Here is a 14,415-nt window from a genome sequence, read left to right on the forward strand (position 1 = left end):
AGGGCGGGTCGCTGACATGTAGTGTCAGTGATGTGCGCGCCTCCCGCCTCGTCTCGATCCTGCTGCTCCTGCAGACGCGGGGCCGGATGACGGCCAGGGAGCTCGCCGAGCGGCTGGAGGTGTCGGTCCGCACGATCTACCGCGACGTGGACTCGCTGCACGCCGCCGGCATCCCGCTCTACGGCGACGCCGGGCCGAGCGGCGGCTACCAGTTGCTCGACGGCTACCGCACCAGGTTGACCGGGCTGACCGCCGACGAGGCCGAGTCGCTGTTCCTGGCCGGGCTGCCGGGCCCGGCGGCCGAGCTGGGGCTGGGCGCGGTCGTGGCGGCCGCCCAGCTCAAGCTGATGGCGGCGCTGCCGGTGGAGCTGCGCGACCGGGCCGGCCGCATCCAGGAGCGCTTCCTGCTGGACGCCCCGGCTTGGTATCGGGATCCGGAGCCGGTCACCCACCTGCCGGCCGTGGCCGAGGCCGTGTGGAACGAGCACCCGCTGCGGGTCCGCTACCGCCGCTGGCGGGCGCCCCAGGAGGTGGAACGCCGGCTGGAGCCGTACGGGCTGGTAGTCAAGGCCGGGCGGTGGTATCTGGTGGCCCGCTGCGGCGACGGCGTGCGCACCTACCGCGTGTCGCAGATCCTGGAGCTCCACCCGCTGCCGGGCCGGATCACCCGCCCGGCGGGCTTCGACCTGGCCGCCCACTGGCAGGGCTACCTGGCGGAGTTCGAGGCCAGGCTGCGCCGGGGCGAGGCGGTGGTGCGGCTGTCGCCGTCCGGCCTGGAGCGGCTGCGCGACCTGATGACGCCCGGCGTGGTCGCGGCGGCGAAGGAGACGGCCCAGCCGCCGGACGAGGAGGGCTGGATCACGGTGACGCTGCCCATCGAGTCCGTCGGGCACGCGGTGGCCGAGTTCCTGAGGCTGGGCGCCGACGCCGAGGTGGTCTCCCCTCCGGAGCTGCGCGAGCGGGTCGCCGACACCGCCGAGCGGATCGTCCGCCGCTACCGCGGCTGAACCAGCCGCATCACGTGGAACCGCCGGGTGACCTCGTACCCGGCTCTCGTGTAGAGGTTCCCCGCCGGGCCGGTCTCGCCGGTCCACAGGAACCACGACCCGTGCAGCCCCTCGGCCCGCATCCCGGTCATGGCCGCGTGGAGCAGGATCTTGCCGAGCCCGGTGCCGCGTTCGGCGGGGTCCACACCGAACGGCCCGAACCGCTCGGGGATCTCCCGGTACGCCCCGTACGCCGCGAACCCCACGATGCGCTCCCTCACCGCGACGAGCAGCCGCCCCCGGTCGCCCATCCTCCTGATCGCCTCGCCCCAGTCGGGATTGAACACCCCGGCCGCGAACCTGATCAGCTCCGGCAGCTCCCCATCGGCCGGCGCCCGGAACGCGTACCCCTCCCGCTCCCGCGCCGCCCGCAGCTCCCGCACCTCGTCCGGCATCGTGTAGCCGACGAGCGTGCGGTCCATGGCCACCGGCGTGTACAACGTCCGGAAGCCCAGCCTCTCAAGCAGCCGGTACGCGTCCGGATAGACCGCCGCGTCCACCCCGGGCAGCACGTAGTTGGGCGTGTACGGGGCGAACTCCACCGTCGTGCGCCCATGCCGCGCCAGGAACGCCAGCGCCTCCTCCACCAGCCGCCGCCCCAGCCCGCGCCCCCGATGCTCCGGCGCCACGAAGAAGAACGGGATCCACCCGATGCCCGGCTCCAGATCGGTCGACGGGGCGAGCGGAACCAGCCTGCGCACCCCGTACGCGCACCCGGCGAATTCCCCGCCGACCACGGCCACCCGCAGCCCCACGGGGTCGAAGTTGGGATCGAGCAGCACGCAGTCACGCAGCCAGCCGGACGTCGTGGGGTCGGCGGGCATCCCGCGGTTCCAGGCCGCCACGAGCGGCCCCTCATCCCCCGCGGCGAACCCCCGGACCGTGGTCGTCGGATTGATCACCCGGCCATGCTGCCAGAAGGCGGGCCGCCGTCAGACCCGGGTCGGCAGCGGGCCGCCGTGGTAGGTCATCGCGTCGCCGAAGGCGGTGAGCAGATCCACCTCGCCCCCCTCGGCGTCCGCGTAGGCCCGGTGCAGGTTGAGCACCAGCCGCTCGGCGTCGTCCCACGCGGCGAACTCGCCCAGGTCGGCCCCCCGCGCCGCCGCCAGGGGAGTGAGCCCGTGCTCGCGCCCCTTCCGCGCGACGTCGAGCACGAGCCGGTAGTAGCGCTCGTGCGCCGCCAGGATCCCCGGCAGCGACGCCGCGTCCGCCAGGGGCCCGTGCCCCGGCACCACGTGCTCGGCCCCGAACGCCGCCAGCCACTCCAGCGACTCCAGCGCACCCCGTACGGACCCCGTCATCACCAGCGGCGTCAGCCCGTTGAAGATCAGGTCGCCGGTGAACAGCACCCGCTCCTCGGGCAGCCACGCCACCACGTCGCCCGGCGTGTGCGCCGCGTACCCGGGGTGCCGCAACTCGACCCGCCGCCCGCCCGCGAACACGGTCACCTCGCCGCGGATCGCCACGTCGGGCACCCGCCGCGTGACGTTCCCCCAGTCGGGCACCGGCGTCCAGAACGGCGGGCACCCGTCGATGACGAAGTCCGCCAGCAGCGCCTCCCGCATGGCCTCGTGCCCGAACAGCACGGCGGCCTCGGGAAGCAGGCTGTTGCCGTACGCGTGATCGCCGTGCTGATGGGTGTTGACCGCCATCCGCACCGGCACGCCCCCGGTGGCCTCGTCCAGCGCCCCCAGGAACCGCCTGGTCCGCTGCTCGGTGGCGCACGTGTCGACCACGAGGACGGCCCCGTCACCGGCGACGGCGCCCGCGTTGTTCACCCACCAGGTCCCGTCCGGCTGCACCCACGCGAACACCCCGTCCACGACCTGGCGCAACCGCGCCTCCGCGACCGGCTCGCCCATGTCTCCTCCTGCCGAAAGCCCTCCCTCATACTCCCCCGCCCGCCGCGGTTTCGCTGGCGTACGGGGCGGTCCATGAGGCAAAGTGAAACAGCGTTTCCCTCAGGAGGTCGTGACGTGCGTTATGTGATCATCGGTTGCGGCAACGTCGGCATGGAGCTGGCCCGCCGCTGGACCGCCGCCGGCCACCGGGTGACCGGCACCACCACCACGCCCGGCCGCGTCGGCGAGCTCCGGGAGGTGTGCTCGGACGTGGCGGTCCTGCGGGGCAGCGACCGGGCGGCCGTCCAGCGGGTGGTCGAGGAGGCCGACGCGGTCGTCCTGACCGTGAGCCCGCGCCTGACCCGTTCCTTCGACGCCGCCCAGCGGGTCGCCGAGTACGCGGACACGCTGACCGCCAGCGCCCGCACCGCCGTCGAGGCGCATCCCCGCGTGGTCTTCACCAGCTCCGTGTCCGTCTACGGCGCCGGCACGGGAGCCGTGGTGGACGAGGACACGCCCGTGACCGGCGACCCCGACGCCTCCCCGCGCAACTTCGCCGCCGCCGAGGCCGCCGTGCTCGCCACGGCCGGCGGGGCGGTCGTCCGCATCCCCGACGTGTACGGGCATCCGCGTGACATGGACTACCCGGCGCGGGTGAAGCTCGCCCACGAGATGCTGGGCGGGAGCGTCCCCTTCTCCGCCGAGGCGCTGCTCTACCGGATCGACTACAGGGACGCGGCGTCCGCCCTCGGCTTCGTCGTCGGCGAGGGCCTGACGGGGATCTACAACGCCGTCCCCGATGCCGTCGCGCCCCGGACGAACGCGGAGGTGTTCGGCGAGATCTGCGCCGCCGGAGGGTGGCCGCCGCTGACCTTCCGCGGCGAGATCAGGACGCCGACCGTACCGGTGAGCTCGGCCAAGCTCCGGGCGGCGGGATTCGCGTTCGCCCACTGAGGCCGGAGACACGAAAATGCCCCGCCGTGAGGGCGGGGCATCGTCTGTGGAGCTATGGGGATTCGAACCCCAGACCTCCTCCATGCCATGGAGGCGCGCTACCAACTGCGCCATAGCCCCTGATCACCGCTCGCGAGCGGGCCTCCGAGAGCATATAGCCATCCCGCCGATTCGCCTAATCGCACGCCCGTACCAGGAACGGCGAAAGAGACGGCCGCCCGCGTGACGCGAGCGGCCGCTCACGCCGGTTGGCGCCCCTCGGCGTCGGGGCTGTCGTCGCTGCTGATCGGCTCGGGGAGGGTGCCGGCGTTGTGCTCCAGCAGGCGCCATCCGCTGCGCCCCTCGTGGAGCACGGACCACGAGCAGTTGCCCAGCCCGCCGATGGCGGACCACAGCTCCAGCGGCAGCCTGAGCAGCTCGCAGATGCCGAGCCGCAGCGCCGCGCCGTGGGAGGCCACGACGAGCAGCCCGTCGTCGTCGAGCTTGGCCGCCCAGCGCCGCATGGCGGCGGCGACCCGGACGGCGACGTCGGTCACGGCCTCGCCGCCGGGGGCCTCCCAGGCGACGTACTCGCGCGGCCAGCGTTCGGCGATCTCCTGGCGGGTCAGGCCCTCCCACTCACCGCCGCCCCGCTCGCGGAAGTCCTTGTCGACGGCCACCTCGATGCCGGTGACGCGGCCGAGGGCGAGGGCGGTGTCGTTGGCCCGCTGGAGGTCGGAGGACACGATGAGAGTCGGCCGCAGCGAGGCGAGCAGGGACGCCGCCCTGGCCGCCTGGGCCTGGCCGGTCTCGTCGAGCGGGATGTCGGAATGGCCCTGGAAACGGTGTTCGACGTTCCACAGGGTCTGCCCATGACGGAGGCAGACGATGCGTCTGCTCAAGTGCGGGCCCTTTGGATGTTGGCCTGCATGACGCTCTCCGGCAGGGAAATGGCCGGGCAGTCCTTCCACAGCCGCTCCAGGGCGTAGAAGGTGCGGTCTTCCTCGTGCTGGACGTGCACGACGATGTCCATGTAGTCGAGGAGGACCCAGCGGCCCTCGCGCTCGCCCTCGCGGCGCACCGGTTTGGCGTCGGCCTCGGTGCGCAGCCTCTCCTCGATCTCGTCGACGATGGCGCGGACCTGGCGGTCGTTGGTGGCGGAGCAGAGCAGGAAGGCGTCGGTGATGACGAGCTGCTCGCTGACGTCGTAGGCGAGGATGTCTTCGGCCAGCTTGTCGGCGGCGGCCTCGGCGGCGATGCGCACGAGCTGGACGGCGGTGTCAGATGCTGTCACGGTGCGGGTCGGACCTCCTGAGTCGGCAACATGCCCTATATGGAGGGTACCCGTTACGGCCGTCCTGCCCCACGTACGGCACTACTTCACTCGTGCGAGCGGTAGAGGTCGCGCTTGTTGATGTACTGGACGATCCCGTCGGGCACGAGATACCAGATCGGCTCCCCTTTGGCCACGCGCTGCCTGCACTCCGACGACGAGATGGCCAGCGCCGGGATCTCCAGCAGCGTCACCCTGCCCTCGGGCAGCCCGGGGTCGTGCAGGTGGTGCCCCGGCCTGGTGCAGCCGACGAAGTGGGCCAGCTGGAAGAGCTCGTCGGCGTTCTGCCAGTCGAGGATGGCGCCGAGCGCGTCGGCGCCGGTGATGAAGAACAGCTCAACCTGCGGCCCGTAGATCTCCGAGATGTCGCGCAGGGTGTCGATGGTGAACGTGGGCCCGGGGCGGTCGATGTCCACCCTGCTGACGGAGAAGCGCGGGTTCGACGCGGTCGCGATGACGGTCATCAGGTAACGGTCCTCGGGCGCGGACACCTCGCGCTCCGACTTCTGGTACGGCCTGCCGGTGGGCACGAACACGACCTCGTCGAGCTCGAAATGATGGGCCGCCTCGCTGGCGGCGACCAGGTGCCCGTGGTGGATCGGGTCGAACGTGCCGCCCATGACTCCCACGCGTCGCTTCCCCTGCATACCAGGCGCGTTCATCATGAAACGGACCTTACGCGGAAGCCTCCACAAGACATCACGGCACCCCCCTTCACGATGGCCGCGCATACCTCCCGTCGCGGACGTAGCATGCCGGGCATGACGACCACCCCGGACCGCAGCCGCGTCCAACTGCCCGGCATCTCGTCCCGTGCCTACGAACACCCCGCAGACCGGTCGGCTCTGGTCGCTCTGCGCAAGTTGAGCGGGTTCGACACGGTTCTCAAGCAGATGTCCGGCCTAGTCAGCGAGCGGCGCCTTCGCCTCATGTACCTCGCCTCTGCCGTGCGGGTGAGCGAGACCCAGTTCCGCTCCCTCTACGACATGGGCCGCGACGCCGCCTACGTCCTCGACCTGCACCGGATCCCGGAGATCTACGTCCAGCAGGACCCGCAGGTCCAGGCCAAGGCCATCGGCTTCGACGACCCGTTCATCGTCGTGACCACCGGCCTGCTCAACCTCATGAACGAGGAGGAGCAGCGCTTCGTCATCGGCCACGAGACGTCCCACATCCTGTCGGGCCACGCCGTCTACCGGACGATGCTCGACATCCTCACCCGCCTCGCGGCCCGCGTCGCCTGGATCCCGCTCGGCTACATCGGCCTGCGCGCGATCGTGGCCGGCCTGGAGGAGTGGTACCGGAAGTCGGAGCTGTCCTCCGACCGCGGCGGCCTGCTCACCGGCCAGGACCCGGAGGCCGCCAAGCGCGCGCTGATGAAGCTCGCCGGCGGCGACTACACGCACGAGATGAACATCGAGGCGTTCCTGGAGCAGTACGCCGAGTACGACACCGCCGGCGACCTGCGCGACGGCTTCCTCAAGGTGCTCAACCTGCTCGGCACCACCCACCCGTTCGCCGTGGTCCGCGTGGCCGAGCTCGACAAGTGGCAGCGCAGCGGCGAGTACGACCGCATCATCGGCGGCGACTACCCGCGCCGCGAGGACGACCCCAACGCCCGCGTCAGCGAAGAGGTGAAGGCCGCCGCCGAGTCCTACCGCAGGTCCTGGTCGGAGTCCCAGGACCCGTTCATCGGCGTGCTCCGCGACGTGGCCGAGGGCGCGGTCAACGCCGGCGAGCGGATCTTCAACCGGTTCGCGCGCCGCGACGGCTGACCGTCACAGCAGCAGGGCGATCGCGCGCACGGCAGCCGCGCACAGGGCGACGAACCCGCCCAGCACGGCCAGTGCGCGCAGCCCTTCCCTGCGCAGCTCGGGCAGCCGGGCGCCGACCCGCTCGATCTCGCGCCCGGTGATGCCGCCGCACAGCATGCCGAACACCACGGCGGCGGCGGTGACCGGAGCGGGCTGCTGCCACCAGGTCGAGTCGATGTGACCGCCGCCGGTGATCCACAGCGCTCCGCCGGCCGCGACGGCCACGGGCGCCCCCGGCCAGACGGCGGCGCTGGCCAGCGCTCCGGACAGCGCGAACGGGAGCGTCACCGCCCTCATGGTGGCCCGCAGCCACCCTTCGGCGTGGTTGCGCACCATCCAGTGGCTCATCCACAGCGCCCTGGTCAGCACCACGAACACGGCCGTGATGCCGATGGAGGCGATCGGCCACATCACCGACGCCACCACGCACGGCACGGCCAGGATGGCGAGCAGCAGCAGCGCCGTGTTCCCGGCAGGCAGCGTGGTGGCCCCTTCGGCCCTGCTCTTGACGCCCTTGGCCACGCTCTGCGTCCTCGTGCGGGTCCGCGCCGCCGTCTGCGCCCTGGCCCGCACGGCGCCCTCGCCGCTCCGCCCGCGCCCCGCGGCCGTCTCCACGGCCCGCCGCCCGGCGCCGTCACCGGCCCTGCCCCGCCCCCCGGTCCCGGCGGCCGCGGCCCCCGTCGCGGCGACAGCCTCACCCCGCCCGCGCCCGGTCGTCCCGTCGCTCTTGCCGCGCCCCGGGGCCCCGTCAGCCCGCCCGCGCCCGGTGGCCCCGTCGGTCTTCCCATGCCCCACAGCGCCGTCGGCCCGCCCGCGCCCGGCGGCCCCGTCGCTCTTCCCCCGTCCTGCGGCGCCGTCAGCCCGCCCACGTCCGGCGGTCCCGTCGGCCCGGCCCCGGCCCGTCCCCTCGTCCGTGGCGCGCCCGCGCGGCGCGGGCACCTCTCCGGCACGCCCCCGCGCCCCGTCGGCACGCGCAGCCGCCTCACCCGTACGAGACCGCGACGGCGCACTGTCAGCCGAACGCCCGCGCACCCCCTCCGCACGCGCGGCCACCTCACCCGCACGGGACCGCGGCGGCACGCTGTCTCCCGAACGCCCGCGTCCTCCCTCAGCGCGCGACGCCGCCCCTTCACCTGTGCGGGACCGAGGCGGCACGCTGTCGCCTGAACGCCCACGCGGCGCGGGCACCTCTCCGGAACGCCCCCGAGCCGCCGGCTCGGAGCCACGGCCGCGTGGCGACGGGACGTTGCCCCCGGGGCGCGAGGCGTCCCCCGGCTCACCGGCGCCGGCGTCCGGGTCGTCGAGACCGCTCGCCTTGACCAGCCGGGCCAGCCGGTCGGCCAGCAACGCGGCGGTGGGCCGCTTGCGCGGCTCGCGGTTGAGCGCCGCCCGCACCAGCGGCAGCAGCTCCACCGGCACGCCCTTGAGGTCGGCCTGCCCGTTGAGCACCGCGTACATCTGCGCCTCGGCGGTCCCCCGCCCGAACGCGGGCCGCCCGGTCGCCGCGAACGCCACCGTCGCCGCCCACGCGTGCACGTCGGCGGGCGAGTCCACCTGCTCGTCGGCGAAGATCTCCGGGGCGGTGTAGCCGGGGGTGCCGAGGAAGGTGCCGGTCAGGGTGAGCCGGGTGGCGTCGTGCACCTGGGCGATGCCGAAGTCGATGAGCACCGGCCCGCCGGCGCCCATGATGATGTTGGCCGGCTTGAGGTCGCGGTGCACCACCCCGGCGGCGTGGATGATGGCCAGGGCCGCGGCGATGCCCTGCGCGAGCCGTACCAGCTCCGCCAGGTCGAGGGCCCCGTCCTGGCGCACCCGCTCCAGCAGGGTGACACCCTCGATGTGCTCCATCACCAGGTAGGGGCGGTCGCAGGACAGGTCGGCGTCGAGCACGCGCGCGACATAGGGGCTCTCGACCCGGCGCAGTGCCCGGACCTCGCGTTCGAGCCGGATGCGTGCGGCGTCGTTCTCGGTCAGGTCGTGCAGGACCTTGACCGCGACGCGCTCGCCACGGCGGGCGCTGGCGAGGTAGACCTCGCCCATGCCACCCCGGCCGAGCCTCTCGAGCAGGGTGTACGGCCCGACCTTGCCGAGCTTGCTCACCGTCCCTCCCCGCTCGGCGCGCCCATAAGGGACACAACCCTAGCGCTGTGAAAGGTGTGGACGCCTGAGGCACGCCGAAACTTCTATCTGCCGACTCCGATCACGACAGCAGCTTGTCGAGCTCGGCCCTGGGCTCGCGCCCGAGATCCCTGCGCCCCTTCCTGCGCCAGTTGACGTGACCGTGGCTCTCCAGCCAGAGCATCAGCCGGTCGGCGCCGAACAGCACGGCGGCCGCGGACGCGAGGGCGATGACGATCTCCATGCGCCCAGTCAAGGAGGCGCGCGCGGGGCCGCGGGCGCCGACACGCCGCCCGCGACCCGATCACGTCACTGTCCTGACTTGGCGATGACCGTGCCCTCGGCGGTGCGCAGCTGGCCCTCGCCGGTGTAGACCCACTTGGTGGAGGTCAGCTCGGGCAGGCCCATCGGCCCGCGCGCGTGCAGTTTCTGCGTGGAGATGCCGATCTCGGCGCCGAACCCGAACTCGCCGCCGTCGGTGAACCGGGTCGAGGCGTTGACCGCCACCGCTGCCGAGTCGACCAGCGACACGAACCGCCGGGCCGCCTGCTGGGACCGGGTGACGATGGCGTCGGTGTGGCCGGACCCGTAACGCCGGATGTGGGCCACCGCGTCCTCCAGCGAGTCGACGACCGCCGCCGCGATGTCGAGCGAGAGGTACTCGGCGGTGAAGTCGTCCTCGGTGGCCGGCACCACGTCGTCGCCGTAGCGGGCCACGCGCGCGTCGCCGTGGACGGTCACCCCGGCCGCCTTCAGCGCTTCCAGCGCCCGGGGCACGAACGCGTCGGCCGCGCCGGCGTGCACCAGGAACGTCTCGGCCGCGTTGCACACCGACGGCCGCTGCGCCTTGGCGTTGACCAGGATCTCCACGGCCAGGTCGAGGTCGGCGCCGGCGTCGACGTACACGTGGCAGTTGCCCGTGCCGGTCTCGATGACCGGGACGGTGGACTCCTCCACGACCGAGTTGATCAGCGACGCGCCGCCGCGCGGGATGAGCACGTCGACCAGCCCGCGGGCGCGCATCAGCGTCTTGACCGAGTCGCGGGTGAGGCCCGGCACGAGCTGTACGGCCCCGGACGGCACCTCGGTGGCGGCCAGCGCCTCCTGCATCACCTTCACCAGGGCGGTGTTGGAGCTGTAGGCGCTGGAGGAGCCGCGCAGCAGCACCGCGTTGCCGCTCTTGAGGCAGAGCGCGGCGGCGTCGACGGTGACGTTGGGGCGGCCCTCGTAGATGATGCCGATGACACCGAGCGGCACCCTGAGCTGACGCAGCTCCAGCCCGTTGGGCAGGGTGGAGCCGCGCACCACCTCGCCCACCGGGTCGGGCAGGTCGGCCACCTGGCGCACGGCCTCGGCGATGGCGGCCACCCGGCCCTCGTCGAGCCGCAGCCGGTCGATCATGGCCTCGGCGGTGCCCTGCGCCCTGGCCTGCTCCACGTCCGCGGCGTTGGCCTCGACGATCTCGGCGGCATGCGCCACCAGGGCGTCGGCGACGGCGCGCAGGGCCCGGTCCTTGGGCGCCCGCGGCAGCGGGGCCAGCTCGGCGGCGGCCTCTCGTGCCGCGTGGGCGACCTTCAGGAACTCTGTGTTCATGTTTGATTGCTCTCCGTTTGATTGCTCCGCTGCGCTCCGCGGCGAAGGGCTCCTCAAGCCTCGCTCTTCCCTCGTCACTCCGGTCGCTTCGCTCCCTGCGTTCCTCAGTCCAGAGCGAGGCGAGCCCTTCGCAAAACGACGTGCCCCTTGGTGCGTCAGCCGTGGGAATCTGTTATCCAGTCAGCCTTGGGACTTTGTGTCTCGGTCGGCCTTGGGACTCCAGTATTCCGGTCAGCTTTGGGGTTCCAGTATGACGATGTCGTCTCGGTGGATCAGTTCGCGTTCGTACTCTGGGCCGAGTTCGGTGGCCAGGTCGCGGGTGGAGCGGCCGAGGAGGCCTGGGATCTCCATCGCGTCGAAGTTGACCAGGCCGCGTGCCACCACGCGGCCGCGCGGTCCGCACAGGTCGACCGGGTCGCCGGCGGCGAACTCGCCCTCGACGGAGGTCACCCCGGCCGGCAGCAGGGACTTGCGCCGGGTGACGACGGCCTCGACCGCGCCGGCGTCGAGGTGGAGCCGGCCGCGCCCGGTGGTGGCGTGGGCCAGCCACAGCAGGCGCGTGCCCGGATGGCGGCCCTGGGGATGGAAGAAGGTGCCGACGTCGTCTCCGGCCAGCGCGTGCGCGGCGTGGGCGGCGGCGGTCAGCACGACCGGCACGCCCGCGCCGGTGGCGATCCTGGCCGCCTGCACCTTGGTGATCATGCCGCCGGTGCCGACGGCGCCGCCCTTGCCGAGCTGGACGCCGACCAGGTCCTCGGGCCCGCGGATCTCCGCCAGCCGCCGCGCGCCCGGCCGGCTCGGCGGGCCGTCGTAGAGCGCGTCGACGTCGGACAGCAGGATCAGCGCGTCGGCCCGGATGAGATGGCTGACCAGCGCGGCCAGCCGGTCGTTGTCGCCGAAGCGGATCTCGTCGGTGGCGACGGTGTCGTTCTCGTTGACGATGGGCACGATGTCGAGCTCCAGCAGCCGGTCGAGGGTGCGCTGGGCGTTGACGTGGTGGGTGCGCCGCATCATGTCGTCGGCGGTCAGCAGCACCTGGCCGACGCGCAGCCCGTACCGGGCGAAGGAGGAGGTGTAGCGGGCGACCAGCACGCCCTGCCCGACGGACGCCGCCGCCTGCTGCGTGGCCAGGTCGCGCGGTCGCGCGGGCAGCCCGAGCGGGCCCAGGCCCGCCGCGATGGCGCCCGACGACACCAGCACGAGCTGGGTGCCGGCCCGGCGGCGCGCGGCGAGCACGTCGACGAGGGCGTCGACCCGGTCGACGTCGATCATGCCCTGGGGGGTCGTGAGCGACGATGAGCCGATCTTGACGACGACCTTCGACGCTGAACCGATCTGTTCCCGCACGTCCAAACCCTATCCGAGCCCGCCAAACGGTTTATCCGAGGCGGCTGTCGGTGCCGCGCGGCCCCTGGCGGACCGCCTCGGCGTTGAGCGTCGGCTGCCAGTCGAAGATGTAACCGCCCTCCATCGGCCCGATCACCACCTCGACCCCGGCGGTGGCGCCGGCCTTGGCGAGCTCCTCCTCGACGCCGAGCCGCTCCAGCCGGTCGGCCAGGTAGCCGACGGCCTCGTCGTTGCTGAAGTCGGTCTGCCTGATCCACCGCTCCGGCTTCTCGCCGGTCACCTGGAACAGGTCGTCATTGACCTTGCGCACCTTGAACCCGGCCTCGCCGAGCTGCTTGGGCCTGATGACGAGCCTGGTCGGCTCCTCGACGGGCTTGGCGGCGCGGGCTGCGGCCACCCACTCGCCCATCGCGTACGTGAGCTCGCGCAGCCCTTCGTGGGCCGCCGCCGACACGGTGAACACCCGCAGCCCGCGCTCCTCGAACTCGGGCCGTACGAGGTCGGCCAGGTCACGGGCGTCGGGCACGTCGGCCTTGTTGAGCACGACCATGCGCGGCCGGTCCTCCAGCTTGCCGTAGGCGTGCAGCTCCGCCTCGATCACCTCGTAGTCGGTGACAGGGTCGCGGCCCGGCTCCATGGTGGCGCAGTCGATGACGTGCACGAGCATGTCGCACCGCTCGACGTGGCGCAGGAACTCGTGGCCGAGCCCCTTGCCCTCGGACGCGCCGGGGATCAGGCCGGGCACGTCGGCCACGGTGAACACGTTGTCGCCCGCGGTGACCACGCCCAGGTTGGGGATCAGGGTGGTGAACGGGTAGTCGGCGATCTTCGGCTTGGCCGCGCTGAGGGCGGCGATCAGCGACGACTTGCCCGCGCTGGGGAAGCCGACCAGCGCCACGTCGGCGACGCTCTTCAGCTCCAGCATCACGTCCAGCGCGTCACCCGGCTCGCCCAGCAGCGCGAACCCGGGCGCCTTCCGCTTGGTGCTGGCCAGCGCGGCGTTGCCGAGGCCGCCGTGGCCGCCGCCGGCGATCACGTAACGGGTGCCGGCGCCGACCAGGTCGATGAGCACCTCACCGGTCGCCGCGTCCTTGACCACGGTGCCGTTGGGCACCGGCAGCACCACGTCGCCCCCGTTGGCGCCGTCGCGGTTGGAGCCCTGACCCTGCTTGCCGTTGCCGGCCTTGCGGTGCGGGCGGCGGTGGTAGTCGAGCAGGGTGGCGGTGTTGGGGTCGACCTCCAGGATGACGTCCCCGCCCCGCCCGCCGTTGCCGCCGTCGGGGCCGCCGAGCGGCTTGAACTTCTCCCGGTGGATGGAGGCGCAGCCGTTCCCCCCGTCACCGGCCCTGACATGCAGGATCACCTGGTCCACGAAGTCCGGCATTCAGCTCTTCTCCTCCATAGGCCCGCGTACGGGCACACCATCACATCCAGCCGAGCACCCTCAGGAAACGGGTACCTCCGCCCCCTCAGACGAACGGGCTCCGCAGAGGTGCCCCGCCGATCGGCCGCTCCCCCGTACGAGGATCCGGCCGTACGACCGAGCCCTCCACACGGGACCGGCCACAAAACCGGCCCTTCCACGGAAGGAGTCGTACAACGGGACAAGGGGTGGATCGGCAGGCGATCCACCCCTTGTCTCAACCCCTCGCGACGGAGATTTACTCCGCGACGGGGACGATGCTCACGGCGCGGCGACCGCGCTTGGTGCCGAACTGGACGTGACCGGCGGTCAGCGCGAACAGGGTGTCGTCGCCGCCACGGCCGACGTTGTCACCCGGGTGGAAGTGGGTGCCGCGCTGGCGGACGATGATCTCGCCGGCGTTGACCAGCTGGCCGCCGAAGCGCTTGACGCCCAGGCGCTGAGCGTTGGAGTCGCGGCCGTTGCGGGTGGACGACGCGCCCTTCTTGTGTGCCATCTCTCAAACTCCCGATCAGGCCTGGTCGATACCGGTGATCTTCACCTGGGTGTACCGCTGACGGTGACCCTGGCGCTTCTTGTAACCGGTCTTGTTCTTGTACTTGAGAATGCGGATCTTCGGACCCTTGGTCTCACCGAGGATCTCGGCGTTGACCGTGAACCGGCCCGCCTCCGTGGTCACATCGCCGTCGTTGACGACGAGCACCGTCGGCAGCGAAACCGAAGAGCCGACCTCGCCGGCGACCTTGTCCACCTCGAGGACGTCACCGACGGAGACCTTCTGCTGCCTGCCGCCGCAACGAACGATCGCGTACACCGCGGAACCCTTCTACTGACTAGCTGTTGTCGATACACCGGCGCCCCGAGCGGGACGACCGCTGCCTCCGAATGCTGCGCCCGACCTCCGGCTCGTCCGAAACCGACGAACCGAGGGGCGCGCCAACAGGGCACGCCACCTAGCGCACCGATC

Annotated in this window: 15 protein-coding genes and 1 tRNA gene; 3 read left to right on the plus strand and 13 right to left on the minus strand. The window is 72.4% G+C overall.

The window, feature by feature from the left end; genetic code table 11:
• Positions 1–32: 32 nt before the first annotated feature.
• Entirely contained in the window at positions 33–1,007 is a 975-nt protein-coding gene (locus ACIBF7_RS20100; RefSeq protein ID WP_364236580.1) for a YafY family protein, read from the plus strand.
• Here the strand turns inward: ACIBF7_RS20100 and ACIBF7_RS20105 are convergent.
• Both ACIBF7_RS20105 and ACIBF7_RS20110 read right to left on the minus strand, forming a co-directional pair.
• Complete coding sequence (locus ACIBF7_RS20105) at positions 995–1,948, minus strand: GNAT family N-acetyltransferase (protein WP_397197789.1); 954 nt, start codon at positions 1,946–1,948, stop codon at positions 995–997. The two genes, ACIBF7_RS20100 and ACIBF7_RS20105, sit on opposite strands and share 13 nt — an antisense overlap.
• A 30-nt stretch (positions 1,949–1,978) precedes the next feature.
• Entirely contained in the window at positions 1,979–2,908 is a 930-nt protein-coding gene (locus tag ACIBF7_RS20110; protein WP_397197791.1) for an MBL fold metallo-hydrolase, read from the minus strand.
• 114 nt (positions 2,909–3,022) lie between these two features.
• On the opposite strand from ACIBF7_RS20110, the gene ACIBF7_RS20115 reads away from it, so the two are divergent.
• Positions 3,023–3,841 carry an NAD(P)-binding domain-containing protein gene (locus ACIBF7_RS20115; RefSeq protein WP_271278521.1) on the plus strand — a complete coding sequence of 273 codons (819 nt, stop codon included), beginning with the start codon at positions 3,023–3,025 and terminating at the stop codon, positions 3,839–3,841.
• Between the two features lie 47 nt (positions 3,842–3,888).
• Here ACIBF7_RS20115 and ACIBF7_RS20120 read toward each other — a convergent pair.
• The 4 genes from ACIBF7_RS20120 to nadD form a co-directional block, all read right to left on the minus strand.
• Positions 3,889–3,961: transfer RNA gene (locus ACIBF7_RS20120), tRNA-Ala, on the minus strand.
• 119 nt (positions 3,962–4,080) lie between these two features.
• Positions 4,081–4,722 carry a histidine phosphatase family protein gene (locus ACIBF7_RS20125; RefSeq protein ID WP_148029985.1) on the minus strand — a complete coding sequence of 214 codons (642 nt, stop codon included), beginning with the start codon at positions 4,720–4,722 and terminating at the stop codon, positions 4,081–4,083.
• Positions 4,719–5,114, minus strand: coding sequence for a ribosome silencing factor (gene rsfS, locus ACIBF7_RS20130; RefSeq protein ID WP_148029984.1), 396 nt, complete (start codon positions 5,112–5,114; stop codon positions 4,719–4,721). Before rsfS ends, ACIBF7_RS20125 begins: the two co-directional genes overlap by 4 nt.
• A gap of 86 nt (positions 5,115–5,200) precedes the next feature.
• Positions 5,201–5,818, minus strand: coding sequence for a nicotinate-nucleotide adenylyltransferase (gene nadD / locus ACIBF7_RS20135; protein ID WP_148029983.1), 618 nt, complete (start codon positions 5,816–5,818; stop codon positions 5,201–5,203).
• A 96-nt stretch (positions 5,819–5,914) separates the two neighbouring features.
• Here nadD and ACIBF7_RS20140 point away from each other — a divergent pair, with 96 nt between their 5' ends.
• Positions 5,915–6,928, plus strand: a complete 1,014-nt coding sequence (locus ACIBF7_RS20140) for a M48 family metallopeptidase (RefSeq protein ID WP_148029982.1) — start codon at positions 5,915–5,917, stop codon at positions 6,926–6,928.
• A gap of 3 nt (positions 6,929–6,931) precedes the next feature.
• Here the strand turns inward: ACIBF7_RS20140 and ACIBF7_RS20145 are convergent, their stop codons facing one another.
• The 7 genes from ACIBF7_RS20145 to rplU form a co-directional block, all read right to left on the minus strand.
• The gene (locus ACIBF7_RS20145) at positions 6,932–9,067 is read right to left on the minus strand and encodes a protein kinase (protein WP_397197792.1); all 2,136 of its coding nucleotides are present in this window, start codon (positions 9,065–9,067) and stop codon (positions 6,932–6,934) included.
• A gap of 100 nt (positions 9,068–9,167) precedes the next feature.
• Positions 9,168–9,329: a hypothetical protein gene (locus ACIBF7_RS20150; RefSeq protein WP_397197793.1), complete on the minus strand. Its 162-nt coding sequence runs from the start codon at positions 9,327–9,329 to the stop codon at positions 9,168–9,170.
• A 65-nt stretch (positions 9,330–9,394) separates the two neighbouring features.
• Complete coding sequence (locus tag ACIBF7_RS20155) at positions 9,395–10,678, minus strand: glutamate-5-semialdehyde dehydrogenase (protein WP_397197794.1); 1,284 nt, start codon at positions 10,676–10,678, stop codon at positions 9,395–9,397.
• Between the two features lie 231 nt (positions 10,679–10,909).
• Positions 10,910–12,025, minus strand: coding sequence for a glutamate 5-kinase (gene proB / locus ACIBF7_RS20160; protein ID WP_396989217.1), 1,116 nt, complete (start codon positions 12,023–12,025; stop codon positions 10,910–10,912).
• A 31-nt stretch (positions 12,026–12,056) separates the two neighbouring features.
• On the minus strand, positions 12,057–13,409 hold the full coding sequence (obgE, locus tag ACIBF7_RS20165) for a GTPase ObgE (RefSeq protein ID WP_148029978.1): 1,353 nt from the start codon (positions 13,407–13,409) through the stop codon (positions 12,057–12,059).
• Positions 13,410–13,686: 277 nt separating this feature from the next.
• Entirely contained in the window at positions 13,687–13,944 is a 258-nt protein-coding gene (rpmA, locus tag ACIBF7_RS20170) for a 50S ribosomal protein L27 (protein ID WP_068925700.1), read from the minus strand.
• A 15-nt stretch (positions 13,945–13,959) separates the two neighbouring features.
• Positions 13,960–14,262, minus strand: coding sequence for a 50S ribosomal protein L21 (rplU, locus tag ACIBF7_RS20175; RefSeq protein ID WP_148029977.1), 303 nt, complete (start codon positions 14,260–14,262; stop codon positions 13,960–13,962).
• Positions 14,263–14,415 lie beyond the last annotated feature (153 nt).

This window comes from Nonomuraea sp. NPDC050478, from assembly GCF_044458265.1.
In the GTDB taxonomy this organism is placed as follows: domain Bacteria; phylum Actinomycetota; class Actinomycetes; order Streptosporangiales; family Streptosporangiaceae; genus Nonomuraea; species Nonomuraea ferruginea.

What these genes read in the sequence shown, in the direction of transcription:
- ACIBF7_RS20150 (WP_397197793.1), bottom strand. Translation starts at nt 9,329, where the DNA reads ATGGAGATCGTCATCGCCCTCGCGTCCGCGGCCGCCGTGCTGTTCGGC.
- ACIBF7_RS20140 (WP_148029982.1), top strand. Translation starts at nt 5,915, where the DNA reads ATGACGACCACCCCGGACCGCAGCCGCGTCCAACTGCCCGGCATCTCG.
- ACIBF7_RS20155 (WP_397197794.1), bottom strand. Translation starts at nt 10,678, where the DNA reads ATGAACACAGAGTTCCTGAAGGTCGCCCACGCGGCACGAGAGGCCGCC.
- nadD (WP_148029983.1), bottom strand. Translation starts at nt 5,818, where the DNA reads ATGATGAACGCGCCTGGTATGCAGGGGAAGCGACGCGTGGGAGTCATG.
- obgE (WP_148029978.1), bottom strand. Translation starts at nt 13,409, where the DNA reads ATGCCGGACTTCGTGGACCAGGTGATCCTGCATGTCAGGGCCGGTGAC.
- ACIBF7_RS20110 (WP_397197791.1), bottom strand. Translation starts at nt 2,908, where the DNA reads ATGGGCGAGCCGGTCGCGGAGGCGCGGTTGCGCCAGGTCGTGGACGGG.
- rpmA (WP_068925700.1), bottom strand. Translation starts at nt 13,944, where the DNA reads ATGGCACACAAGAAGGGCGCGTCGTCCACCCGCAACGGCCGCGACTCC.